The following is a 22,506-nucleotide window of genomic DNA, read 5'->3' as shown; positions in this document are numbered from 1 at the left end:
CGTTATCTGAGCAATGCCTGGATCTGTTCATGCAGGGTGTCGAGGTCGAACGGTTTGGCCAGGATCGGCGCCTTGCGCGCGATCGGGCTGCCAGACTCGAGGATCTCCGCGGGATAGCCGCTGATGAAGATCACCTTGAGGTCCGGGCGCAGCTTGACCGCAGGCTCGGCGATATCAACCCCGGAAATCCCGCCTGGCAGGCGAAAGTCCGTGACCATCAGGTCCAGGTGCGGCTTGCTCGCCAGAATCGCGAACGCCTGCTCACCATTCTCGGCCACCAGCACGTGATAGCCCTCGCCCGCCAGGTAGTCGCGCAGGATCATCCGGATGACCGGTTCGTCCTCGACCACCAGCACCACATCTTGTGCATCTTCGCTCATGACAACGCCTTGAATTTCAAATAGTTGGCCATCTGACCACCAGGTCACACAGAGGTTGCCTGCGCCTGGTCACTTTGTTGATCGGCCGTCGCCAGCGGCAGCAGGATGCTGAACGTCGCACCCTGCCCCTCTTGGCTCTCGACCTGGATTCGTCCACCGTGGGCCTGCACGATCTGCTCGGAAATATACAAGCCAAGCCCCAATCCACCACTGGCCTGGTGCGCCGCAACCCGCTCGAACTGCTGGAAGATCCGCTGCTGGTTGGCGGCACTGATGCCGATGCCGTGATCCTGGACCTGCACACAGGCCATGCCGGTTTGCTCGAACACCCGCACCTGGACCGGGCGTCGCTCGCCATAGCGCAAGGCATTGGACAGCAAGTTGGCGAGCACCTGCTCGATACGGAACTCGTCCCACTCCCCCTGCAGCGCGTCGCAGCGTTGCAGCTCGATGTGGGTGTCCAACGCCGTTGCCTGGGCCGAGAAGTTCTCCACCAGGCCGCGCACCAACTGCGACAAGTCGAACAGCCGCGGGCGGATCGACAGCTTGCCGGTGCGGATGCGCGACACGTCGAGCATGTCCTCGATCAGCCGGATCAAGCTGTTGATCTGCCGTTCGTCACGCTCGACCATCGCATGCAGGTGGGTTTCGCTGAACGCCGCGAGGTTGCCCCGCGACAAATGCATCTTGCGCAGCTGGGTCTCCAGGATCAGGCCGTTGAGCGGCGTGCGCACTTCGTGGGAAACGATCGACATGAAGTCATCGCGCATGCGCACCGCACGCTCCAGCTCGCTGCGTGCCACCTGCAGCTGGGCAAGCAGTTGCTCCTGCTCCTGCCGGCTGCGCTCGAGCGCTTCCAACTGACGCCCGAGCACCTGGCGCTGGCGATAAAGGTCGACGAACACCGACACCTTGCTCTTGACCGCCTGGGTGTCCAACGGCTTGTGCAGGAAGTCCACCGCGCCGCTCTCGTAGCCCTTGAAGGCGTAGTTCATCTCGCGGCCAGCAGCGCTGACGAAGACGATCGGAATATTCTTGGTCTTCTCCATGCCGCGCATCAGCTCGGCCAGCTCGAAACCATTCATGCCCGGCATCTGTACATCGAGGATGGCCAGGGCGAACTCGTGCTCGAGCAGCAGCGACAAGGCCTGCTCGGCCGACTGGGCGCGGTGCACCTCACGGTCCTCACCCTGGATCAGGGCATCGAGGGCCAGCAGGTTTTCCGGCAGATCGTCGACGATCAGCAGTTTGGCGATGATGTGGCTTAGCATGCGCTGGGTTCCAGGGTGGCGAGCAACTGCCCGATACCGCTCAGAGAAAGAATATGGTCGGGGCGATGCAGGGCCAGTGCGGCCTCCGGCATCAGCGCAACCTGTGCGTCGCGGGGGTCCTGGACCACGGTCCGGCCTCCGCACTTCTTGATGCAGGCAAGGCCCTCGGCGCCGTCTTCGTTGGCACCGGTGAGCAGCACGCCGAGCAGCCCTTCGCCATAGGCATCGGCAGCCGAGGCGAAAAGGAAGTCGATCGCCGGGCGCGAAAAGTGTACCGGTGCCTCCTGGCTCAGCGACAGGCTCAGGTCGCGCTCCACCGACAGGTGATAACCGGGCGCTGCAACATAGATCTGCCCGGCCTCGATCCGTTCCTTGTCACGAGCCTCGCGCACCGGGCGATGCAACCGGCGATGCAGCACCTCGGCCAGTTGGCTGTGGCGGTCATCCGGCAGGTGCAGCACACACAGCACCGGCTGGGCGAAGCCCTCTGGCAAGCCGCCAAGCACCTCGAACAAGGCCGCGACGCCGCCGGCCGAGGCGCCGATGACCACTGCGCGCACGCCGTTCATGTCTTGCGGTAGATCCGCTCGGGCCTGACCAAAGGCTCGAAGCGGTCGCTATAGGCCGAAAAATCCACCGACTCCTTGCTGCCCAGGAACAGGAAGCCGCGATGGCACAGCGACTCGTGGAACAGTCCCAGGGCACGGTCCTGCAAGTCTTTGTTGAAATAGATCAGCACATTGCGGCATGACACCAACTGGGTTTCGGAAAACACGCTGTCGGTGGCCAGGCTGTGGTCGGCGAAGGTCACGTTGTCGCGCAGGCTGCTGTCCATGATGGCGTTACCGTAGGCGGCAGTGTAGTACTCGGAGAAGTCGCGCCGCCCTCCGGCCTTGCGGTAGTTCTCCTCGTACTCGCGCAGGCTTTGCATCGAGTAGATGCCCTGCTTGGCCTTCTCCAGCGAGCTGGGGTTGATGTCGGTGGCGTAGATGATGGTGCGCTCCAGCAACCCTTCCTCGCGCAGCAGGATGGCCATGGAGTACACCTCCTCTCCCGTGCTGCAACCGGCGATCCAGATTTTCAGTGAGGGCCAGGTGCGCAACAGCGGCACCACCTCCTCGCGCAAGGCGAGGAAGTGGTCAGGGTCGCGGAACATCTCGCTGACCGGGATCGTCAGGTATTGCAGCAACTGCATGAACATGCCCGGGTCGTGCAGTACCCGCTCCTGCAGCGCAGTCACGGTACGGCAGTCGAACTGTCGCAGGGCATGGAGGATCCGGCGCTTGATCGACGCGCCTGAGTAGTCACGGAAGTCGTAGCTGTACTTGAGGTAGATCGCCTCGATCAGCAGCCGGATCTCGATATCGGTGTTGCGTTCGCTAGTCAAATTCGCTCCAGTTGCGGCAGCCAGACGCGGATCAGGGAGAACAGGCGATCAAGGTCGATCGGCTTGGCCAGGTAATCGTTGGCACCCGCCTGCAGGCAACGCTGCTGGTCATCCTTCATGGCCTTGGCCGTCACGGCGATGATCGGCAGCTTGCGCCAGCGGGGCTGCTGGCGGATCAGCCGGGTCGCTTCATAGCCGTCCATTTCCGGCATCATCACGTCCATCAGTACCAGGTCGACATCATCGTGCTGCTCAAGACGCTCCAGCGCTTCACGGCCGTTGCGCCCGATCTCGACGATAGCGCCCTTGTGCTCCAGGGCACTGGTCAGGGCGAAGATGTTACGCACATCGTCGTCCACCAGCAGGATCTTGCGCCCCTCGAACACCTTGTCGCGGCTGCGCGCGGTCTTGAGCATGCGCTGGCGCTCGTGGGACAGTTGCGACTCGACCTTGTGCAGGAACAGCGTCACTTCGTCGAGCAGGCGCTCCGGCGAGCGCGCGCCCTTGATGATGATCGAACGCGAGTACTTGAGCAGATCGGCTTCTTCTTCGCGGGTCAGGTTCCGCCCGGTGTAGACGATCACTGGCGGGAAGCTGCGGATGTCTTCGGCCGTCATGCGCTTGAGCAGCTCGTTGCCGAGCATGTCGGGCAGCTTGAGATCGATGATCATGCAGTCGTAGATGTTTTCGCGCAGCAGCTCCAGGGCCTCCTGGGCCATGGCCACGGCGGTGATCTCGATGTCGTCGTCGCCGATCAGGCGGGCGATGCTCTCGCGCTGCAGGTCGTCGTCCTCCACCAACAGGATGTGCTTGAGCTTCTGCGTCAGCTTGGCTTCCAGGCGGCTGAACACCTCCTTGAGCTCCTCGCGGCTGGCCGGCTTGACCGCGTAGCCCACCGCGCCCATGTGCATGGCGGCCTCGACGCGGTCTTCTACCGAGATGATGTGCACGGGGATATGCCGGGTGTTGGCCTGTTCCTTGAGGCGCTGTAGCACAGTGAGCCCGGAATGGTCGGGCAGACGCATGTCCAGCAGCACCGCATCAGGCACGTACTGTGCCGCCAGGGCGAAGCCTTCGTCGGCGCCATGGGCGACCAGGCAGTTGTAGCCCAGTTCATGGGCCAGGTCGTAGAGGATCCGGGCGAAATTCGGCTCGTCCTCGATCACCAGGATGCAGCGATTGGCGAACGGCGCCTGCTCGCGATCGTCGGCAAATGCGGGAATCGGCAGCGGCTGCTGAGGTGCAGCCAGCGCGCGCGGTGCCGGCGGCAACTGATCGAGGGTCGGGCGCAGGCTGTGGGCCTCTTCCTGTCCATCCACCGATTCGTAGCGCTCGGGAATGATCAGGCTGAACACGCTGCCCTGGCCGGGACTGCTGTCGACGCTGATCTGGCCACCGAGCAAGTGCGCCAGGTCGCGTGAGATCGACAGGCCCAGACCGGTGCCACCATAGCGGCGGTTGCTGGTGCCGTCGACCTGATGGAAAGCACCGAAGATTGCCTGTTGCTGGTCGGCGGCGATACCGATGCCGCTGTCACGCACGGCAAAGACGATGCCCATGCCGACCTGATGACTGATGTTCAGGCTTACCTGACCACGCTCGGTGAACTTGATGGCGTTGGACAGCAGGTTCTTGAGGATCTGCTCCAGACGCTGTCGGTCGGTGAACAGGGTCGCCGGCACCTGCGACTCCAGCTTCACCTCGAAACTCAGACCCTTGTCATCGGCCAGCGGCTGGAACATGCCGCGCAGTCCTTCGACCAGGCGCACCACCTGGGTGGTCTCAGGACGCACTTCGAGCTTGCCCGCCTCGACCTTGGCGATGTCAAGAATATCGTTGATCAGGTTGAGCAGATCGTTGCCAGCCGAATAGATCGACTCGGCAAACTTGACCTGTTCCTGGCTGAGGTTGCCCTCGCCATTCTCGGCCAGCAGCTTGGCCAGGATCAGCGAACTGTTGAGCGGCGTGCGCAGCTCGTGGGACATATTGGCGAGGAATTCGGACTTGTACTTGCTGGAACGCTGCAAGTCCTCGGCACGCGCCTGCAGTTCCACTTGCGCAGCATTGAGCTCGCTGTTCTTGCGGTCCAGGGCGACGGTGCGCTCGGCCAGTTGCTCGTTGGTCTGCTCGAGCTCGGCTTGCTGGGTCTCCAGGTGGGCCTGGGACTCCTTGAGCACCCGCGACTGCTCTTCGAGCTCCTCGTTGGCGGTCTTGAGCTCCTCTTGCTGGACCTGCAGTTCTTCATTCAATTGTTGAGTTTCGGCAAGCACTTCCTGCAGGCGCTGGCGATAGCGCGCGCTCTCCAGGGAGATGCCGAGGTTTTCGCTGATCCGTTCCAGCAACTCGACATCACGCTCCTGCAGCGGCCGCAGGAAGCCCAGTTCGAGTACGCCATTGACCTGGTTGTTGTCACTGGCCGGCGCCAGCAAGGCACTGCGCGGCAGCCCGCTGCCCAGGCCGGAGCTCAGCCGGTAGTAATCCTGCGGCAGGTCATCCAGACGCAGCACGCGACGCTCGCGCACCACCTGGGCCAGCAGGCCATCGTGCTCGGCCATTACCTGCTCGCGCCCTTGCTGTTCGGCATCGAGCCCATAGCTGGCCACGCGCACCAGGCGCCCATGACTGTCACGGATATACAGTGCACCGACCACACTACCCAAGTAGCCGGCGAAGAAGCGCAAGATGTTGTCCCCCAGCATGGTCAGCGTCAGTTGCCCGATGACCTCCTGCCCCAACTGGGTCTGCCCGTTGCGCAACCAGGCCTGGTGTTCCAGACGCTCGGCCGAACGCTGCTGAGCCTGCAGGTTGCTGACATAGCTTTCGGACAGCGCCAACAGGTCACGCCGCCCCAGGTAGGCCAGCAGCGCACTGAGGCCGACGATGAACAGCACGAATGCGCTGATCGCAGTGACGGTGACCGTGCTGACCTTCTCGTTGCGCGCCATGCGCAGCTGCTGCTCGGTGGCAACGAAGTCGTCGAATTCCTTGCGGATCTCGTCAGTGATGCGCTTGCCGCGACCACTGCCGATCACGCCGCGAAAATCGCCCTGGTCGCGGCGCACCTTGATCAGTTCGCTACCGAACTCGTTCCAGGCACGCTGAAGGGCCACCAGGCGGTCGATACGATCGACCTGCGGAGGGTTGTCCAGGACCATGCCACGCAGGCTGTCCAGACTGCTGAAGATTCTCGGCTTGGCCACCTCGTAGGGGTCGAGGAAGCGCTCGTCGCCGGTGATCAGGAAACCGCGCATGCCGGTTTCCATGTCGATCGACAGCTTGACCGTTTCGTTGGCATTGCCAATCACCCGATCGGTGTGCTCGACCCACTGCATGGCCGAGAGCAAATAGTTGATCACCGCAACGAAGGCGACGGCGCCCAGCAGGCCGACACCCAACGGGAGGCCTACGTTACGGCTCAGCAGCTTGCGAAAACTGCGTTGATCCATGGAGGCTGCTTGAATCATCTGATAACGCCCGAGCGAAATAAGTCCATTGAACAGTGTGTGGCCACTACATTCAGTCATTGTTGTATGCCGCTGCCACGCCCACACCTGGTGCGAGTCTAACCAGCTTTGCCTGATCTGGCAGGGCATTTAGCCAGTATTTGAAGCTATCCGCAGCCAATCGTTCCATCCGATTGCAGGGGCCGCTATCCTGACGGAACTTCTGCCTGTGCGACAGGCACAGAGTAAAGACATTTCCCTTACGCGACAGGATTCAAACCATGCACCTTCTGGTAGTCGAAGACGACGACATCGTTCGTATGCTGATGGTCGACGTGCTCGACGAATTGGGCTACACCACCATCGAGGCGCAGGACGCCACCACAGCCTTGAGGATTCTCGAAGATACCGCGCAACCCCTGTCGCTGCTGATGACCGATGTCGGCCTGCCCGACATGCGCGGCGAAGCGCTGGCCGCCAGAGCCCGGGAAATCCGACCGCTGCTGCCGGTGCTGTTCGCCAGTGGCTACGCCGAGAACGTCAATGTCCCCGAGGGCATGCACTTGATCGGCAAGCCATTCAGCATCGACCAACTGCGCGACAAGGTCGTGGGAATCCTCGGCGCACCCTGACGCGGACCTCACCTTTCACGGCGCAACAGGTAGGTATCCATGATCCAGCCCTTGCGCCGCCGCGCGTCTTCGCGCACTTGCACGATCTGTGTCTTGACCTCCACCAGCTTGCCCGCCACCAGGATCTCGTCTGCCGTTCCCAGATAAGCCCCCCAATAGATCGTCAGGCCCGGGTCGTCCAGCGCGGTGAACGCGCACTGCCCATCGAGCATCACCACGACGTTGTCGATCACCGCCTGGTCGGCCAGGCGCCGCGACGGCAGTACGATCAGGGGTTCGCCAATGCGGTTCAGCGCGATCCGGTGCCGCGCGGCCAAGGCCTGGACACTGCTGATCCCGGGGATGATTTCAAGCTGCAGCGCCACCCCGCGCTCGCGCACCAGGTCGAGAATGCGCAAGGTGCTGTCATACAGCCCCGGCTCGCCCCACAACAGGAAGGCGCCGATATCGTCGGCCGCCAGCTCATCCTCGAGCATGCGGGCGTACAGGGCTGCGCGCGCGCGGTGCCAGTCCTGCACCGCACCGACATAGTCCTGGTGCTGCCCGTCCCGTCGCGGATCCTCCAGTTGCACCAGGCGATACCCACCCTCGGGGACATAGCGCTCAAGCATGAGTTTGCGCAGTTGCAACAGCTCATGCTTGTCGCCACCTTTATCGAGCACGAAGAACACCGTCGCGCGGCGCAACGCGTCGACGGCCTCGAAAGTGACCTGACGGGGGTCGCCCGGGCCTATACCGATCAACAGAAGTTGCTTCATGGCATTGCCTCGCTGCCCGTACCGCCGATCATTGTTCATCGCCCAGGGGTATTTGGCAAAGTGCTTCAGAACACCGAGAAGTTGTAACTGACGATGACCCGTGTCTCGTCCATGTCACGCGCCCATCGTTCGTAGTTGCTGCGATACGTGGAGTTGCGCAGACGCACGCTGAGATCTTTGAAGGTGCCGCTCTGGACCTGGTACTTGAGTTCGCTGTCACGCTCCCATTCCTTGCCTTGGGCGCTGCTGCCCGGCACCTGGATATGATCACCGTTGATATAGCGAGTGAAGAAGCTCAAGCCAGGAATGCCCAACGCCTTGAAATCGTAGTCATACCGCAATTGCCAGGAACGCTCATCGGCGGCTGCGAAGTCGTTGACCTGAGCGTAATTGACCAGATAAGGGTTGCTGCCATCCAGATAAGGCATGGCGCTGTCGCCATACATGCGTTGCCAGCCGGCACTGAACTTGTGCCCGCCCAGGCTGTAGCCGAGCATGCCGCTTAACGCCCGATGCTCGATCTCACCGGCGCGTGCGTTGCCGATATCGTCGCTCTTGATCAGGCGCACGTCCGCAGAAAGCGCGCCCACCGCCAAAGGTTGCGTGGCGACCAGGCCGAGGAAGTGCTGGCGGTAGATGTTCTCGAGCTTCGACACCTGGTACTGGGCACTGAGGCGATCATTGACGCGGTAATCGACGCCCGCCAGATCGAAGTGGTCGGCCTGGATATCGCAGGCGTAACGCTTGTTCTTGCAGTGCACGCGAATATCCTGGCGATCACTGGAGTCTCGCGCGGTGTAGTTGTCCAGACGGGCCACGGTGAACTTCAGGTCGCGCAACTCTTCGGACGTCAGCATTGCACCGTGGAACATGGTGGGCAGCAGACGACCATCGTTGTACTTGAGCAGCGGCACGTCCGGCATCATCGCGCCATAACGCAGTACCGTCCGGGACACCTTCATCTTTGCCGCCACGCCCAGCTTGGCGTATTGATCGGCAGAATGGCGAGGGTCATGCCCACTTGAGGGCAACAGACCACTGTTGCTGTCGGCGGGGCTGGAATCGAGCTTGAAACCTAGCATGCCCAGCGCATCGACACCGAACCCGAGCGTGCCGTCGGTGTAGCCGGAACGGGCATCGAGAATGAAACCCTGCGCCCATTCCTCGCGCTTGGAAGCACCCTGGGCGGAACTGCTGTGGCCGTCACGAAAGTCCCGGTTGAAATAGACATTGCGCGCCTCGACCTTGGCGTGACTGTCTTCGAAAAAACCATCGGCCTGCGCACCGGCTGCCGCGCACAACAACGACAGGCCGGCAATACTGCGGCCAGGGGCGAGAGGAAAGGGAGAGAACATGCAGGGGAACATCCAGAAGAGGCGAGAAACATGCCGATGCACTATCGGGCACACGTGCCGCGAGGCACTCGACATTAAACGAAGACGACGCGCCATTTTCACGCAGGCGCTCTAGTCTGGCCATTGGACCATGGTATGAAAGCTGTTGCAGAGGCTTGGAAAGCGCACTGAGTTTACGGTTCGTGACGCGCAGAAAGTTCCTTACTTGCCGCTAAAAGTTTGAGGTTTACCGAACACTGGGCCACGTCTACACTCTTGTTCAGCGAACAGTTTGACCCATCCGCGTGGCCGGCGTTTATTACTGTTGCATGTTCGTCACGCCATGCCACGGCCGACTGACAGGAGTGATGAAAGTGTCCAGACTTGCAGAGTTTCGTGCGGCCGAAAAAGCACTTCAGGAGCAAATCGCGCAACTGGAGACAATGAAAAAGGACGCCAGCCTTAAACGCGAGATCGAATTCGAGCAGAAACTACTTGGGCTGATGAAAAGCTATGACAAGGGCTTGCGTGACATTGTCGCGATCCTCGACCCCAAGGGCGTGAAAGCCAGCGCGAAAACCTCGACCAGCCCCGTCAAGCAGCAACGCCGTCCGCGCGTGGTCAAGGTCTACGAGAATCCGCACACCGGCGAGCTGATCGAGACCAAGGGTGGCAACCACCGAGGCCTGAAAGCGTGGAAGGAACAGTACGGCGCGGCCACGGTGGAATCCTGGGTACGCTGATGAAACATCCACGCCTGCTTCACAGTTTTTTCACATCGCCTGGGCGAGTATCGAACCAGCTAAAGGACTAGCGACCCCATCACGCGCCCGCACATGCGGGCCTCTAATTCCAGCGCCCTGCCTTCGTGCAGGGCGCTTTCATTTGCGCAATCGCTTCACTGCCGTATCATGGCCGTCCTGTTTTCACCGTCGGCGCGGTCTGCGCCGGCCTTGTCTCTGGAGCCCCCATGAGCCTGAACGATCTGCAAACCCTGCCCGGCGTCACCGCCCAGCCCGACACCGCCACCGCAAAATTCGTCTTCAATCACACCATGCTGCGGGTCAAGGATATCGAGAAGTCGCTGGACTTCTACACCCGCGTGCTGGGCTTTCGCCTGGTAGACAAGCGCGATTTCCCCGAAGCGAAGTTCAGCCTGTACTTCCTGGCCCTGGTCGACCCGACGCAGATTCCTGCCGATGACGCCGCGCGTCACCAGTGGATGAAATCCATTCCGGGCGTGCTGGAGCTGACCCACAACCACGGCACCGAGAGCGATGCCGAGTTCGCCTACCACAACGGCAACACCGATCCGCGCGGCTTTGGTCACATCTGCATCTCGGTGCCGGACGTACGTGAGGCCTGTGCACGCTTCGAAGCGCTGGAGGTGCCCTTCCAGAAACGCCTGCAGGATGGCCGCATGAACCACCTGGCGTTCGTCAAGGACCCGGATGGCTACTGGGTCGAAGTCATCCAGCCGACCGAACTGAAGGGCTGACCGACGCAGGTCACGCTCGTCGGGGCCGGGAACTTCCGGCCCCTCGCTGTGGTACATAGAGGTGAGCGCTTCCAAACCAGCACAGCGAGGTAAGGACGATGCAAACCCTTCACTGTGAGTACCGTGAGCACACCATCACCGCCAGTGTGATGCCCCACCCCGATTCTCCCCTGCCCTACGCCGCCGGCTGCCTGATCACCGATCCCGAAGGCCATACCAGCAGGCGCCTGTCGATGCCCATGAAGTTCTTCTCCGACCTGGAAAACGCCCAGCACGTATCCCTGGCGCACGGCCGCGCCCTGGTGGACGAGCGACTGGACAAAGGGCAGAAGGTGTTCTGAGCGCACTCAAGCCATCACGGGGATTCCCGTGATGGCGACCGTTCAGGCTTCACGGGCGTAAGCGACCGCTGCCTCCACCTGCTCCACGGTCGGTCTGATGCCGGTGTACAGCACGAACTGCTCCAGCGCCTGCAGCGCAATCACGTCGAGCCCGGTGATCACCGGCTTGCCCAGTTCCTGGGCGAGAACAATCAGCGGCGTCATGGCCGGCATGGCCACTACGTCAAATACGAGTTGCGCAACCTCGACCGCCTCACGTGGGAAAGCCAGCTCCTGCGCCTGCGGCCCGCCGGCCATGCCAATGGGGGTCACGTTGACCAGCATCGGCGGACACAGGTCGCCCAGCTCGCGCTGCCAGCGATACCCACAGGTATCTGCCAGTTGCCGCCCGGCCTGCTCGTTGCGGGCAATGATCAGGCCCTCGCTGAAACCGGCGTCACGCAGCGCACTGGCCACCGCTTTGGCCATGCCGCCACTGCCGCGCAAGGCAAAGGCGGTGGCCGGATCGACCTGGTGCAACTCCAGCAGTTGGCGCACCGCCAGGTAATCGGTGTTGTAGGCCTTCAAGTGACCGTTGGTGTTGACCAGCGTGTTCACCGACTCGATGGCTGCCGCGGAGGGATCGATCTCGTCCACCAGGGCCATGCACGCCTCTTTGTAGGGCATGGACACACCGCATCCGCGGATACCCAGGGCGCGGATGCCACCCACTGCCGCAGGCAGGTCCTGGGTGGTCATGGCCTTGTAGTAGTAGTCCAGCCCCAACTGTTGATAGAGGTGGTTGTGGAAACGCACGCCGAAAGTCCCCGGACGTCCGGCAAGGGAAATGCACAGTGTCGTGTCCCTGCTGGGTGCAATCGCCATATCTGCTCCTGTCGTTGATGACTGAATCGTTTCTGCAAGCGTACCAGACCTGACCGTCAATCGCCCCTTACACAACCTTTACCTTGCACCTGTGCTCTCTTTACCGATTTCGCGGTCTTATTGATAAGCCCCAAGCGTGGGGTTATCGCGAGGATTCATTCATGAACCGTCTCATCCCCGGAATCGCCCTGCTGGTCGGAGCACTGGCCGTCAGCGGGCAAGCAGCCGCCCATGGCGGCGGTTGGGGCCCAGGCCCTGTACTCGGTGCAGCCGTGGTCGGTGCCGTGGTCGGGGCAGCAGTATCCGGCGGCCATGACCGTACCGTCTATGTGGAGCGTCAACCGGCCTATTATCCGCCGCCTCCGGTCTATGTGCAGGCGCCACCGCCGCCGGTGTATTACCAGCCCTATGTCGTCGAGCGCTATGTACCCGCGCCGCCGCCAGTGTATCGCCGCTACTACGGCCCGCCGCCGGTGTACTACGGCCCGCCGCGCTGGTGACCTGCACTTGTCGTTGAAAAAAGTAATGACCACTATCGAGCAAGTTGATTTCAAACAGCGTCGGCTGCTGCGTAAGGTAGGGCCATGTTTCACAGGAGGTCCAACATGGCCACTATCCACATCATGTCTGTCGTCGGCAGTGCTGTCCCTGCTCCCTTGCGCGCTCAAGGCCTGCTGGCCTGCTGGTACCTGATGCGCAACGGCGAGCCCGTCAGCGGCCCTCTGGATTCCCGCGCCAAGGCCCAGGCCATGGTCGAACAGCTGCAGGCCGGCACCCTTACCGCCTGACCACCGTTTTTATTATCCGTTTCATGTGTTGTGCGTTGCTCCTTACGCTTCTTTCTGCCCGCCTCTGGCGGGCTTTTTTTCGCCTGTGCGAAAGCGCGGGGACCATTTGTCGCAACAGGCGGGAAAAACCGATACAGCATGAAGGTTTTTTCATTTCGACGCTGGGCCTGGACGAGCAATCGACAGCCGCTGAGCCATACTCCACAATGCAGCGGTTTTCGGGGGAAACCCTTGCACAGCCAACGACATACCAACTATTAGTGAGCCTCAACGTGAAAACTTCCCTGTCCATCCTCAGCCTGCTGCTGGCGCTCACAGGAACCGCGATCCTTCCGTCGACCGCTGCTGCACAATCCCCGGCCCAGGCCCAACGCGATCCTTCCAAACTGCACCTGGCTTCCGGCAGCGCCTTGCTGATCGACCTGAATACCAACAAAGAGCTGTACTCCAGCCACGCCGACCGCGTGGTGCCCATCGCCTCGGTCACCAAGCTGATGACCGCCATGGTAGTGCTCGACGCCAAGCTGCCAATGGACGAGATGCTCACCATGACCATCGCCAACAACCCTGACCTCAAGGGTGTCTTTTCCCGCGTACGCCCCGGCAGCGAGCTGAACCGCCGCGAGACCCTGCTGATTACCCTGATGTCGTCGGAGAACCGCGCGGCCAACACCCTGGCCAACCACTATCCCGGCGGCTATGGCGCGTTCATCAAGGCGATGAACGCCAAGGCCCGCAGCCTGGGCATGACCCAGACCCGCTACGTCGAGCCGACCGGCCTGTCGACGCACAACGTCTCCACTGCCCATGACCTGGCCAAGCTGCTGATCGCCTCGCGCAACTACCCGATGCTCAGCGAGCTCTCGACCACCCGCGAGAAGACCGTAGCCTTCCGCAAACCCAATTACACCTTGGGCTTTCGCAACACCGATCATCTGGTGAACAAGAGCAACTGGGACATCAAGCTGACCAAGACCGGCTTCACCAACGAGGCGGGGCACTGCCTGGTACTGCTGACCAGGATGGACAACCGCCCGGTGGCGATGGTGATTCTCGACGCCTACGGCAAGTTCACCCACTTCGCCGATGCCGGGCGCCTGCGCCAATGGCTGGAAACCGGCTCGGCCAAGGCGGCGCCGGCGGTGGCGATGCAGTACAAGTCAGACCGCCAGAACCGCTCGCGCGTGGCGTCCGAGTAAGTCACCACGTTCAGGGCGGCCCGTTGCGGGTCCGCCCTGCCCTCACCCTCAGGCAATGGTGCTGATCAAGTTGCCGGAGCTACTGCTGTTCAGCTTGCTCAAGGCCTGCAGCAACTGCGCGGTCGCTTGCTGGATCTGACCGCTGATGGTCGCGATCTGCGCCTGGACACCTGCCACCGCAGCCAGCTTGGCCTTCTCGTCCATCGGTTGCGCCTGAACCTCGGACAGCCGCTTCTGGGCGTCGGCCAGTTGCTTCTGCATTTGCTTGATCAGCTCACGCAACTGGCGGATGTGTGACGGCTCGCTGCTGTTGTCGCTGCTCTTGGCCTTGTCGGCCTTGTCAGACTGTGCCGGCATGGCGACCTGGGCGCCGCCAGCCGCGCTGCTGCTCTTTTCAGTGTCGCTAGCCTGGGCGGCCGTCTGCAGCGCAGACGATTGCCCATTCACGCCGGTGACATTGACACTTGTGATCCCTACCATTTCCCTTCTCCGCAAGGATTTTGACCTGACCGCTGTATCGGCCGCCAAACGCCATGCTTGAGCCTTCATGCTTCCGGCAACAGGCTGCGCTCGAACAGAAAGGGGCCCACGCCTTGCGGCAGGTGCTCGTAAAGCTGTTGCGGCCGGCCCAGTCGCGGCTGATTGCGCTCGCCTGTATCACGCACCCAGCCTGCCTCCCTCAGACGCTCCAGGCGCTTGCGCAACGACGTGTTGTTCACCGGCCGCCCCAGGCACGCCTGCGCCGCACTCAACGCATCGAGCACCGTGAAACGCGTCGGCAGCAAGTACAGCGGCAGGCTGCTGTACAGGCTCTTGGCCGCCAGCCGCTCGCAGGTGCGCTGCACCAGCAGCCCATGATCGAACGGCAACAGCACTTTGCGGGTCGACAGACTGTCGAGGTCGAAAAAGGCCAATTGCTCTGCCTCGATGGACTGCGCCGGGTCGAGCAATGCCAGGTAGTAGGTACTCAACGACCACCCACGCGGATCACGAAAAGCGTTGCCTTCTGTACCGACCTGCTCCATGTGCCGAGGCAGAACCTGTGCCTTCTCTCGCAGCGCCCGCTCGGCCGCCGCATCCAGGCTATTGTCCGGCGTGCTGCCGTTGACGATGACACCCGGCAAGGCCCACTGGCCGCGATGCGGCTCTCGCTCGCGGCGGTGCAACAACACCTGCAATCCCTGCAAGTCCGGGGCAAGGCGCAATGCAACGATGTCCACGCTGGCCAAGACTTCAACTGCGCTCATGTCGACTCCTTGTTCAATACGCCATATTCCACCAGGTGTTTTTTGTGATGCAAGCACTAATCCCGAAAAAAGGCTGCTTGACACACTTATGATACCAGGTGAAATATATAGGCATTCCAGTGGAGGAACCTCCTGATGAAGATCGCCAGTTTCGACGTCGATGCCCAGAACGGCTTTACCGCTAACGCCCCGCAGGAGCTGCCGGTACCCGGCGGCCACCTGATTGCACCGGCGCTCAATGCCATGGCCCGTCGTGCCGACCTGCGCCTGGGCAGCAAGGATGCTCACCCTGCCAATGCCGCCTGGGTGGTGAGCGATACCGCACAGATGCTTCAGCCACTGGCATTGACCAACGCCGACCTCACCTGGGTCAGCCACTGCGTGCCCGGCACACCCGGTTTCGAACTGCTGCCCGGCCTGCCTGCCCCGATCGATTACGACTATTTCGTCTGGAAAGGCGTGGAGCCTGACCTGCACCCCTACGGCGCCTGCTACCACGACCTGGCCGAGCACCGCTCCACCGGGGTCATCGAGTACCTCAAGGTTCACGCCGTCGAGGTCGTGCTGGTCGGCGGCCTGGCTTTGGATTACTGCGTGCGCACCACCGCGCTGCAACTGAACCGCGCCGGATTCCAGGTGCTGCTCTACCTGCCCGCCTGCCGGGCACTGAGCGACGCCGGCGCCCAAGCTGCCTGCAGCGAACTGGCTGCCGCCGGGGTAGTACTGTGCGCCAATGAGGAAGAGCTGGACCGCCAGCTCGCATTGTTCAAGGAGCCCCGCCCATGAGCGACGACGTTTTTGCCCCACGGATCATCCAGAACCTGCTGGATACCGACTTCTACAAGATCACCATGATGCAGGCGGTGCTGCACAACTACCCCAACGCCGAGGTGGAATGGGAGCTGCGCTGCCGCAACGACGAAGACCTGTCGCCCTACCTTGCCGAAATCCGCTACCAGATCGAGCAGTTGGCCGAGGTGTCGGTGACCAACGACCAGCTCGCCTACCTGGAAAAAATCCCCTTCATCAAGCCGGACTTCATCCGTTTCCTCAGCCTGTTTCGCTTCAACCTGCGTTATGTCCAGGTCGGATTGGACGATGCCGGGCAACTGGCGATCCGTATTCGCGGCCCCTGGCTGCACGTGATCCTGTATGAAATTCCGCTACTGGCAATCATTTGCGAGGTGCGTAATCGCTACCGCTATCGCGAAGTGACGATGGCACAGGTGGGCGAGCGCCTGTACCAGAAACTCGACTGGCTCAAGGCACACGCCAGCAGCGACGAGCTGGCGGGGTTCCAGCTCGCTGACTTCGGTACCCGCCGACGCTTCTCCTATCCCGTACAGGATCAGGTGGTGCATATCCTCAAACGCGACTTCCCCGGGCGTTTCGTCGGCACCAGCAATGTCCACCTGGCCCGAGAATACGAACTCAAACCCATCGGTACCATGGCGCACGAATGGTTCATGGCCCACCAGCAGCTCGGCCCGCGCCTGGTCGATAGCCAGGTCGCAGCGCTGGAGTGCTGGGTGCGTGAATACCGAGGGTTGCTCGGCATCGCCCTGACCGACTGCATCGGCATGGACGCCTTCGTGAAGGACTTCGACCTGTATTTCGGCAAGCTCTTCGATGGCCTTCGCCACGACTCCGGCGATCCACTGGCCTGGGCGGAAAAAGCCATCGCCCACTATGAGCGCCTGGGCATCGACCCACTGAGCAAGACCCTGATCTTCTCCGACGGCCTGGATTTCGCCAAGGCACTGCAGCTCTACCGCGCGCTGCACGGGCGGATCAACGTCAGCTTCGGCATCGGCACCAACCTGACCTGTGACATTCCTGGCGTGAAGCCGATGAACGTGGTGATCAAGATGACCGCCTGCAACGGAGCCCCTGTCGCGAAGATCTCCGACAGCCCTGGCAAGACGCAGTGTCGGGACGAAAATTTCGTCGCCTACCTGCGCCATGTGTTCAAGGTGCCCGCCTGAGCCATCGTGCACTGGCAATTGCCCAAGCGCCGAATCTTTGCCTCTCCCCCTCGTTGCCGCGTGCAATTGTCGGTATGGTGTTGTCAAAGAAGGATGTTTTACCCGCACAGGAAAGACTTAGATGCCCCAACGCAATGTCATCAACGCCTCCGTCAGCCCCAAAGGCAGCCTGGAGACGCTGTCGCAACGTGAAGTCCAGCAACTGAGCGAAGTCGGTACCGGCAGTCTCTACACCCTGTTCCGCCAGTGCGCCCTGGCAATCCTCAACACCGGCGCCCATGTCGACAATGCCAAGACCATCCTCGAGGCCTACAAGGACTTCGAGGTCCGCATCCACCAGCAAGATCGCGGCGTGCGCCTGGAATTGCTCAATGCCCCGGCCGATGCCTTCGTCGATGGCGAGATGATCGCCAGCACCCGCGAAATGCTGTTCAGCGCCCTGCGTGACATCGTCTACACCGAAAGCGAGCTGGCCAGCCAACGCATCGACCTGGAAAGCTCCCAGGGCATCACCGACTACGTATTCCACCTGCTGCGCAACGCACGCACCCTGCGTCCGGGCGTGGAGCCGAAGATGGTGGTGTGCTGGGGCGGTCACTCGATCAGCAGCGAGGAATACCAGTACACCAAGAAAGTCGGCCATGAACTGGGCCTGCGCAAGCTGGACGTCTGCACCGGTTGCGGCCCGGGCGTCATGAAGGGCCCGATGAAGGGCGCCACCATCGCCCACGCCAAGCAGCGCATGCACGGCAGCCGCTACCTGGGCCTGACCGAACCGGGCATCATCGCTGCCGAGGCGCCGAACCCCATCGTCAACGAGCTGGTGATCCTGCCGGATATCGAGAAACGTCTGGAGGCCTTTGTCCGCGTCGGCCACGGCATCATCATCTTCCCCGGAGGCGCAGGCACGGCCGAGGAATTCCTGTACCTGCTCGGCATCCTCATGCACCCGGACAACCATGACCTGCCCTTCCCGGTCATTCTCACCGGCCCGCGCAGCGCCGAGCCGTTCCTGCAGCAACTGCATGCCTTTGTCGGTGCCACCCTTGGCGAAGCGGCGCAGCGCCACTACCAGATCATCATCGACGACCCGGCCGAAGTGGCCCGGCATATGGTCGAGGGTCTCAAGACGGTCAAGCAGTTCCGTCGCGAGCGCAACGACGCCTTCCACTTCAACTGGCTGCTGAAGATCGACGGTGGCTTCCAGCACCCGTTCGACCCGACTCACCAGAACATGGCCGATCTTGCCTTGCGTCGCGACCTGCCGCCCCATGAGCTGGCCGCCAACCTGCGTCGGGCGTTCTCGGGAATCGTCGCCGGCAACGTCAAGGACAAGGGCATTCGCCTGATCGAGGAGCATGGCCCGTACCAGATCCGCGGCGACCAGGCGATCCTCGACCCGTTGGGCAGGCTGTTGCAGGCCTTTGTCGACCAGCACCGGATGAAACTGCCCGGCGGCGCGGCCTACGTGCCGTGCTACCAGGTCGTGACCTGACTGCGGGTGCGGCTCCAGCGCCAATCTGCGCGGATCAATCGCAGCGGTGAACTGCCACTGCGATTGATCCGCGCACGCGTCACCCCATGAGCAAACCTGCTATCTGCAATATCTTGCAGACAATTCCCACCCAAAGCAGTGAACCTGCCTACAAAAAAACGGTCTTTCGCTGACGGTCAATCCACCGACCGCTTCACGGCCCAGTCACCGGGCCTCCAACCGTACTGTTTCAGCGAAGACCACCATGCCCGAATTCCGCCGCGCCACCCTCGCCCTCGCCGCCCTGCTCGCCACTGCCCCGTCCATCCACGCCGAAGAATCCTCCAGCGACGCACGCTGGGTCAGCGACAGCCTGAGCACGTATGTGCGCAGTGGTCCGACCGATGGCCATCGCATCGTCGGCACGCTCAAGTCCGGGCAGAAAGTGTCGCTGATCGGCACCCAGGGCAACTACAGCCAGGTTCGCGGCCAAAGTGGCGATCTGGTGTGGATTCTTACGAGCGACCTGCAGACGGTCCCTGGCCAGAACGAACGCCTGCCGCAGCTCGATGCCCAGGTCGCAGACCTGTCCGGCCAGCTCAAGACCATCGACGACAGCTGGAAGACGCGCGTGCAAGGCATGCAGGAAACCCTGGATTCGCGCAAGGCGCTGATCGATGAACTGGAGTCGCGCAACAAGGCCCTCAACGAACAGCTCGAGCAGTCGCAGTCGAGCCTGCGCGACACCCAGGCACGCCTGGGCGACGAGAACAAGCAGGTGATGATGCGGTACATGGTCTACGGCGGCAGCATCGCCGGCGCCGGCTTGCTGGCCGGTCTGATCCTGCCGGCGCTGACCCGCGGGCGCAAACGCAACGACCGCTGGTTCTGAAGCCCTCAGCTGGCGGGTAACTGCCCGCCCGCCACCAGAAAGTCGATGAACAGCCGCACCCGCAGCGGCATGTGCCGCGCCTGCGGATAGATCAAGGTGAATGGCCGGGCCGTGCCACCGAAGGCCGGTAGCACTTCGACCAGCTCACCGCTGTCCAGGGCGTCCTGCACGGTGAAGCGGTACGCCTGCATCAGGCCGGCGCCATGTCGCGCGAGGGTGGCGGTGGCGAGAAAGTCGCCCAGGCAGGTGATCGAACCGCCGACCTCGATCTCCACCAGGCCACCGTCACGGCGAAAGGTCCAGGGCGCACTGCGTCCGCTGCTGGGGATCTCGAACAGGATGCACTCATGCCGCGCCAAGTCTTCCGGCACCTGCGGATGGCCTGCTCGCGCCAGGTAGCCCGGGGTGCCCACCACTACCAGCTCGGCGTTTTCCAGGCGCCGTGCCACCAGCCGCGAATCGGCAGGCTCGCGTCCGCGAATGGCCAGGTCGAACTGCTCCTCGGCGAAATCGACATTGCGATTGCTGACATGCACGTCCACCTGCACTTGCGGATAGCGCTCGCGAAAACGCGGCAACCAGGGCAACAGACGGTGATGGGCGTAAGGCGTCGGCGCACTGACCCGCAGTCGCCCACGCGGCTCAATCTGGCCACCAGAAACTTCGCGCTCGGCCTCCACCAATTGCCCAAGTGCCAGGCGGCACTGTTGGTAGTACACCTGCCCGGCATCGGACAAGCGCATCTGCCGCGTAGTACGCACGAACAACCGTACACCCAGGCGTTCTTCCAGGCGTGCCACCGAGCGGCTGACCGCCGCGGGCGTGACCCCGGCCTCGGTGGCAGCGGCAGTGAAGCTGCCAGTATCGGCAGCCAGGCAGAACAGCTCGAGGCTGCCCAGTTGAAGATCATCGAAATGGCGGGTCATGATGGCTCTATTGATTACATGAGGTATCGATTGAAATACCATCCGCCTTATTTTTCAACTCCAGATGAGGTCTTAGAGTGGCTTCACCCACGAACCAGCCGGTTCGCTTATCTGGAGACCCACCATGAGCACTGCTAGAACCATCGTTATCACCGGCGCATCCAGCGGCTTGGGCTTTGCCCTCGCCAAGGCCTTTATCGAACGGGGCGACAACGTGGTCGGAAACGCCCGCACCCAGGCCCGTCTCGATCAGGCCGCCATCGAGCTGGGCAACCCGGCAGCCTTCGTCGGCGTCGCTGGCGACATCGCCGACGCCAGTACCGCACAACGCCTGTTCGATACGGCGCTGCAAGTGTTCGGCCGCGTCGATATTCTGGTCAACAATGCCGGGATCTTCATTCCCAAACCGTTCACCGACTACACCGAGCAGGACATCGACGCGCTGTTTGCCACCAACCTCAAGGGCTTCATCTACCCCTCCCAGGCCGCAGCGAAGATCATGAGCGCCCAAGGCCATGGACACATCGTCGCGATCACCGCCTCGGTCGCCATGCAGCCCAACGTGCGAGTGCCCGCAGCGCTGCCGATCCTCGTCAAGGGTGGCCTGAACCAGGCGGTCAGGGGCCTGGCGCTGGAACTGGCCGGTAGCGGCGTACAGGTCAACGCCGTGGCTCCGGGGATCATCGAGACGCCCCTGCACAACAACGACGTCGCAGGCCTGGGTGTCTTGTCGCCGAGTGGGCGCACCGGCAAGCCGCAGGACATCGTCGATGCCGTGCTATACCTGACCGACGCACGTTTCGTCAGCGGCGTCGTACTTCCAGTAGACGGCGGCAGCACCGCCGGTACCTGGCACTGAAAACCCAAGGAGCCTGCCATGCCATACGTTCATATCCGTGTGACCGAAGAAGGGGTCACTGCCGAGCACAAGCGTCTGTTGATCGAAGGCACCACCGAACTGCTGCAACGGGTGCTGAACAAGCCGCCAGCGAGTACCTTCGTGGTGATCGAGGAAGTGCCCACCGACAATTGGGGAGTGGGTGGTGAGACGATAACGGCGGTGCGCAAGCGCGAGCGGGGTTGACCCACATCATCGCAGTGGTCTTTTGGCGGACACGCCTGCCAAGGACCACGGCGGTGTATGCGCTTGATCGCAGCCGACACAGACGGTCATTGCCGCAACCGTTCCAAAGCCTCCAGCACATGCCCCGTGGCCCGCTCCACCTCACCTTCGCGGCAAGCGATCCCCAGCGCCCGCCACAACCCCGGTCGCAACGGGCGTCGAGCGATGCGTCGGTCCAGTTCAGGCGCCTCCCCCTCCTGGGGCAGCAACGTCGCGCCATACCCCGCAGCCACCAGGCTCTTGATCGCATCGTTGTAGTTCAACTCGATGCGCGCCTCCGGATACAGCCCGGCCGCCGCGAACCAATCGCTGGTCACCCGCGAAAGCTGCGTGCTGCTGTCGTTGAGAATCAGCGCGCGCTGCCCGAGCCAGGCCGGTGTGACCCGCGCCGGAGGCTGCCAGTCGGCAGGCAGGTAGGCCATGATCGGGTCGCGTCGCCAGGGGGTGAGTTTCACCCCCTTCACTGCCACCTGCGGCAGCGCCACCAGGCCGATGTCCAGGCTCCCCTCACGCACACGCGCCAGTGATGCTTGCGACGTGAGCACCTGAACCTGCACATCGATCCCCGGATGCTCACTGCGCAGGGCCGCCAATGCACTGGGCAACAGATGAGCGATGGCGCCAGTGGAGGCGCCCAGGCGCACCCGCCCGGTCAGCCCGGCCACCTGGCGTTGCACTTCATCCAGCGCCTGGTCGGCATCGGCCAGCAGCCGACGGGCACGCGCCAGCAGGGTTTCTCCGACCACCGTGGGCCGAACCTGCCCGCGGGTACGGGTAAGCAGCGCAGCCCCCACCCTCGCTTCAAGCTCGGCGACATGCAGGCTGATGGTCGGTGGTGCCAGGTTCAACTGGCGAGCGGCCTCGGCGAAAGAGCCAAGGTCGGCGATCACCACCAGTGTGCGCAGGCGGTCGAGGCTGATTTCTCGCAGGGTGCTGCTCCTTGTCCTGTTGGACGTCGTGATTC

24 protein-coding genes and 2 pseudogenes are annotated in these 22,506 nt (G+C 62.5%); 13 read left to right on the top strand and 13 right to left on the bottom strand.

Features of this window, described 5'->3' with window-relative positions:
• Nucleotides 1-2 precede the first annotated feature (2 nt).
• From ACTYOL_RS12095 to ACTYOL_RS12070, 6 genes and pseudogenes are all read right to left on the bottom strand, one after another.
• The gene (locus tag ACTYOL_RS12095; RefSeq protein ID WP_054891278.1) at nucleotides 3-380 is read right to left on the bottom strand and encodes a response regulator; all 378 of its coding nucleotides are present in this window, start codon (nucleotides 378-380) and stop codon (nucleotides 3-5) included.
• A 44-nt stretch (nucleotides 381-424) separates the two neighbouring features.
• On the bottom strand, nucleotides 425-1,651 hold the full coding sequence (locus tag ACTYOL_RS12090) for a hybrid sensor histidine kinase/response regulator (RefSeq protein ID WP_063544794.1): 1,227 nt from the start codon (nucleotides 1,649-1,651) through the stop codon (nucleotides 425-427).
• Entirely contained in the window at nucleotides 1,645-2,220 is a 576-nt protein-coding gene (locus ACTYOL_RS12085; protein ID WP_153773541.1) for a chemotaxis protein CheB, read from the bottom strand. The genes ACTYOL_RS12090 and ACTYOL_RS12085 overlap by 7 nt, the downstream gene beginning before the upstream one ends.
• A complete protein-coding gene (locus ACTYOL_RS12080; protein ID WP_063544792.1) occupies nucleotides 2,217-3,038 on the bottom strand; it encodes a CheR family methyltransferase in 822 nt (273 codons plus the stop codon). Before ACTYOL_RS12080 ends, ACTYOL_RS12085 begins: the two co-directional genes overlap by 4 nt.
• Nucleotides 3,035-4,261, bottom strand: a pseudogene (locus ACTYOL_RS12075) (response regulator); the annotation flags it as partial. The pseudogene ACTYOL_RS12075 and the gene ACTYOL_RS12080, both read right to left, overlap by 4 nt.
• 102 nt (nucleotides 4,262-4,363) lie before the next feature.
• Nucleotides 4,364-6,502: pseudogene (locus ACTYOL_RS12070) on the bottom strand (CHASE3 domain-containing protein); the annotation flags it as partial.
• Nucleotides 6,503-6,762: 260 nt separating this feature from the next.
• On the opposite strand from ACTYOL_RS12070, the gene ACTYOL_RS12065 reads away from it, so the two are divergent.
• Nucleotides 6,763-7,113, top strand: coding sequence for a response regulator (locus tag ACTYOL_RS12065; protein ID WP_197889628.1), 351 nt, complete (start codon nucleotides 6,763-6,765; stop codon nucleotides 7,111-7,113).
• Between the two features lie 8 nt (nucleotides 7,114-7,121).
• Here ACTYOL_RS12065 and cobF read toward each other — a convergent pair whose 3' ends face one another.
• Nucleotides 7,122-7,871 (bottom strand): precorrin-6A synthase (deacetylating), encoded by a 750-nt coding sequence (cobF, locus tag ACTYOL_RS12060; RefSeq protein WP_444757979.1) that lies wholly within the window; start codon nucleotides 7,869-7,871, stop codon nucleotides 7,122-7,124.
• A gap of 65 nt (nucleotides 7,872-7,936) precedes the next feature.
• Nucleotides 7,937-9,226, bottom strand: coding sequence for an OprD family porin (locus ACTYOL_RS12055; RefSeq protein ID WP_197889626.1), 1,290 nt, complete (start codon nucleotides 9,224-9,226; stop codon nucleotides 7,937-7,939).
• A gap of 353 nt (nucleotides 9,227-9,579) precedes the next feature.
• On the opposite strand from ACTYOL_RS12055, the gene ACTYOL_RS12050 reads away from it, so the two are divergent.
• The 3 genes from ACTYOL_RS12050 (at nucleotide 9,580) to ACTYOL_RS12040 (ending at nucleotide 11,044) form a co-directional block, all read left to right on the top strand.
• Entirely contained in the window at nucleotides 9,580-9,948 is a 369-nt protein-coding gene (locus ACTYOL_RS12050; protein ID WP_197889625.1) for a histone-like nucleoid-structuring protein, MvaT/MvaU family, read from the top strand.
• A 227-nt stretch (nucleotides 9,949-10,175) separates the two neighbouring features.
• Nucleotides 10,176-10,703 (top strand): lactoylglutathione lyase, encoded by a 528-nt coding sequence (gene gloA / locus ACTYOL_RS12045; RefSeq protein WP_153773538.1) that lies wholly within the window; start codon nucleotides 10,176-10,178, stop codon nucleotides 10,701-10,703.
• A gap of 98 nt (nucleotides 10,704-10,801) precedes the next feature.
• Nucleotides 10,802-11,044: a hypothetical protein gene (locus tag ACTYOL_RS12040; RefSeq protein ID WP_054891269.1), complete on the top strand. Its 243-nt coding sequence runs from the start codon at nucleotides 10,802-10,804 to the stop codon at nucleotides 11,042-11,044.
• A gap of 42 nt (nucleotides 11,045-11,086) precedes the next feature.
• Here the strand turns inward: ACTYOL_RS12040 and ACTYOL_RS12035 are convergent, their stop codons facing one another.
• Nucleotides 11,087-11,908 (bottom strand): shikimate 5-dehydrogenase, encoded by an 822-nt coding sequence (locus ACTYOL_RS12035; protein ID WP_197889624.1) that lies wholly within the window; start codon nucleotides 11,906-11,908, stop codon nucleotides 11,087-11,089.
• A 161-nt stretch (nucleotides 11,909-12,069) separates the two neighbouring features.
• Here ACTYOL_RS12035 and ACTYOL_RS12030 point away from each other — a divergent pair, with 161 nt between their 5' ends.
• The 3 genes from ACTYOL_RS12030 (at nucleotide 12,070) to pbpG (ending at nucleotide 13,895) form a co-directional block, all read left to right on the top strand.
• Complete coding sequence (locus tag ACTYOL_RS12030; RefSeq protein ID WP_054891267.1) at nucleotides 12,070-12,408, top strand: hypothetical protein; 339 nt, start codon at nucleotides 12,070-12,072, stop codon at nucleotides 12,406-12,408.
• Nucleotides 12,409-12,513: 105 nt separating this feature from the next.
• Nucleotides 12,514-12,696, top strand: a complete 183-nt coding sequence (locus ACTYOL_RS12025) for a hypothetical protein (RefSeq protein WP_153773535.1) — start codon at nucleotides 12,514-12,516, stop codon at nucleotides 12,694-12,696.
• A gap of 272 nt (nucleotides 12,697-12,968) precedes the next feature.
• Entirely contained in the window at nucleotides 12,969-13,895 is a 927-nt protein-coding gene (pbpG, locus tag ACTYOL_RS12020; RefSeq protein ID WP_153773534.1) for a D-alanyl-D-alanine endopeptidase, read from the top strand.
• Nucleotides 13,896-13,943: 48 nt separating this feature from the next.
• Here pbpG and ACTYOL_RS12015 read toward each other — a convergent pair whose 3' ends face one another.
• On the bottom strand, nucleotides 13,944-14,375 hold the full coding sequence (locus ACTYOL_RS12015; RefSeq protein WP_063544784.1) for a hypothetical protein: 432 nt from the start codon (nucleotides 14,373-14,375) through the stop codon (nucleotides 13,944-13,946).
• Nucleotides 14,376-14,440: 65 nt separating this feature from the next.
• Nucleotides 14,441-15,142 carry an NrtR DNA-binding winged helix domain-containing protein gene (locus ACTYOL_RS12010; protein WP_063544783.1) on the bottom strand — a complete coding sequence of 234 codons (702 nt, stop codon included), beginning with the start codon at nucleotides 15,140-15,142 and terminating at the stop codon, nucleotides 14,441-14,443.
• 135 nt (nucleotides 15,143-15,277) lie between these two features.
• Between ACTYOL_RS12010 and ACTYOL_RS12005 the strand changes: the two genes are divergently transcribed.
• From ACTYOL_RS12005 to ACTYOL_RS11990, 4 genes are all read left to right on the top strand, one after another.
• Nucleotides 15,278-15,928 (top strand): nicotinamidase, encoded by a 651-nt coding sequence (locus tag ACTYOL_RS12005; RefSeq protein ID WP_444757978.1) that lies wholly within the window; start codon nucleotides 15,278-15,280, stop codon nucleotides 15,926-15,928.
• A complete protein-coding gene (gene pncB, locus ACTYOL_RS12000) occupies nucleotides 15,925-17,127 on the top strand; it encodes a nicotinate phosphoribosyltransferase (protein ID WP_444757977.1) in 1,203 nt (400 codons plus the stop codon). Before ACTYOL_RS12005 ends, pncB begins: the two co-directional genes overlap by 4 nt.
• 121 nt (nucleotides 17,128-17,248) lie before the next feature.
• Nucleotides 17,249-18,622 carry a nucleotide 5'-monophosphate nucleosidase PpnN gene (gene ppnN / locus ACTYOL_RS11995; protein ID WP_054925383.1) on the top strand — a complete coding sequence of 458 codons (1,374 nt, stop codon included), beginning with the start codon at nucleotides 17,249-17,251 and terminating at the stop codon, nucleotides 18,620-18,622.
• 244 nt (nucleotides 18,623-18,866) lie between these two features.
• Nucleotides 18,867-19,493 (top strand): TIGR04211 family SH3 domain-containing protein, encoded by a 627-nt coding sequence (locus ACTYOL_RS11990; protein ID WP_054895397.1) that lies wholly within the window; start codon nucleotides 18,867-18,869, stop codon nucleotides 19,491-19,493.
• Nucleotides 19,494-19,498: 5 nt separating this feature from the next.
• On the opposite strand, the gene ACTYOL_RS11985 is transcribed toward ACTYOL_RS11990, so the two are convergent.
• Nucleotides 19,499-20,419, bottom strand: a complete 921-nt coding sequence (locus ACTYOL_RS11985) for a LysR family transcriptional regulator (RefSeq protein WP_125929789.1) — start codon at nucleotides 20,417-20,419, stop codon at nucleotides 19,499-19,501.
• 124 nt (nucleotides 20,420-20,543) lie between these two features.
• On the opposite strand from ACTYOL_RS11985, the gene ACTYOL_RS11980 reads away from it, so the two are divergent.
• A complete protein-coding gene (locus ACTYOL_RS11980) occupies nucleotides 20,544-21,278 on the top strand; it encodes an SDR family NAD(P)-dependent oxidoreductase (protein WP_444757976.1) in 735 nt (244 codons plus the stop codon).
• A gap of 18 nt (nucleotides 21,279-21,296) precedes the next feature.
• A complete protein-coding gene (locus ACTYOL_RS11975) occupies nucleotides 21,297-21,503 on the top strand; it encodes a tautomerase family protein (RefSeq protein WP_054895394.1) in 207 nt (68 codons plus the stop codon).
• An 86-nt stretch (nucleotides 21,504-21,589) separates the two neighbouring features.
• Here the strand turns inward: ACTYOL_RS11975 and ACTYOL_RS11970 are convergent, their stop codons facing one another.
• Nucleotides 21,590-22,471, bottom strand: coding sequence for a LysR family transcriptional regulator (locus ACTYOL_RS11970; RefSeq protein WP_063544776.1), 882 nt, complete (start codon nucleotides 22,469-22,471; stop codon nucleotides 21,590-21,592).
• Between the last annotated feature and the right edge of the window lie 35 nt (nucleotides 22,472-22,506).

The organism is Pseudomonas sp. A014 (genome assembly GCF_052378495.1).
GTDB classification, from domain to species: domain Bacteria; phylum Pseudomonadota; class Gammaproteobacteria; order Pseudomonadales; family Pseudomonadaceae; genus Aquipseudomonas; species Aquipseudomonas machongensis.
This window is presented reverse-complemented; position numbering and strand designations above follow the sequence as displayed.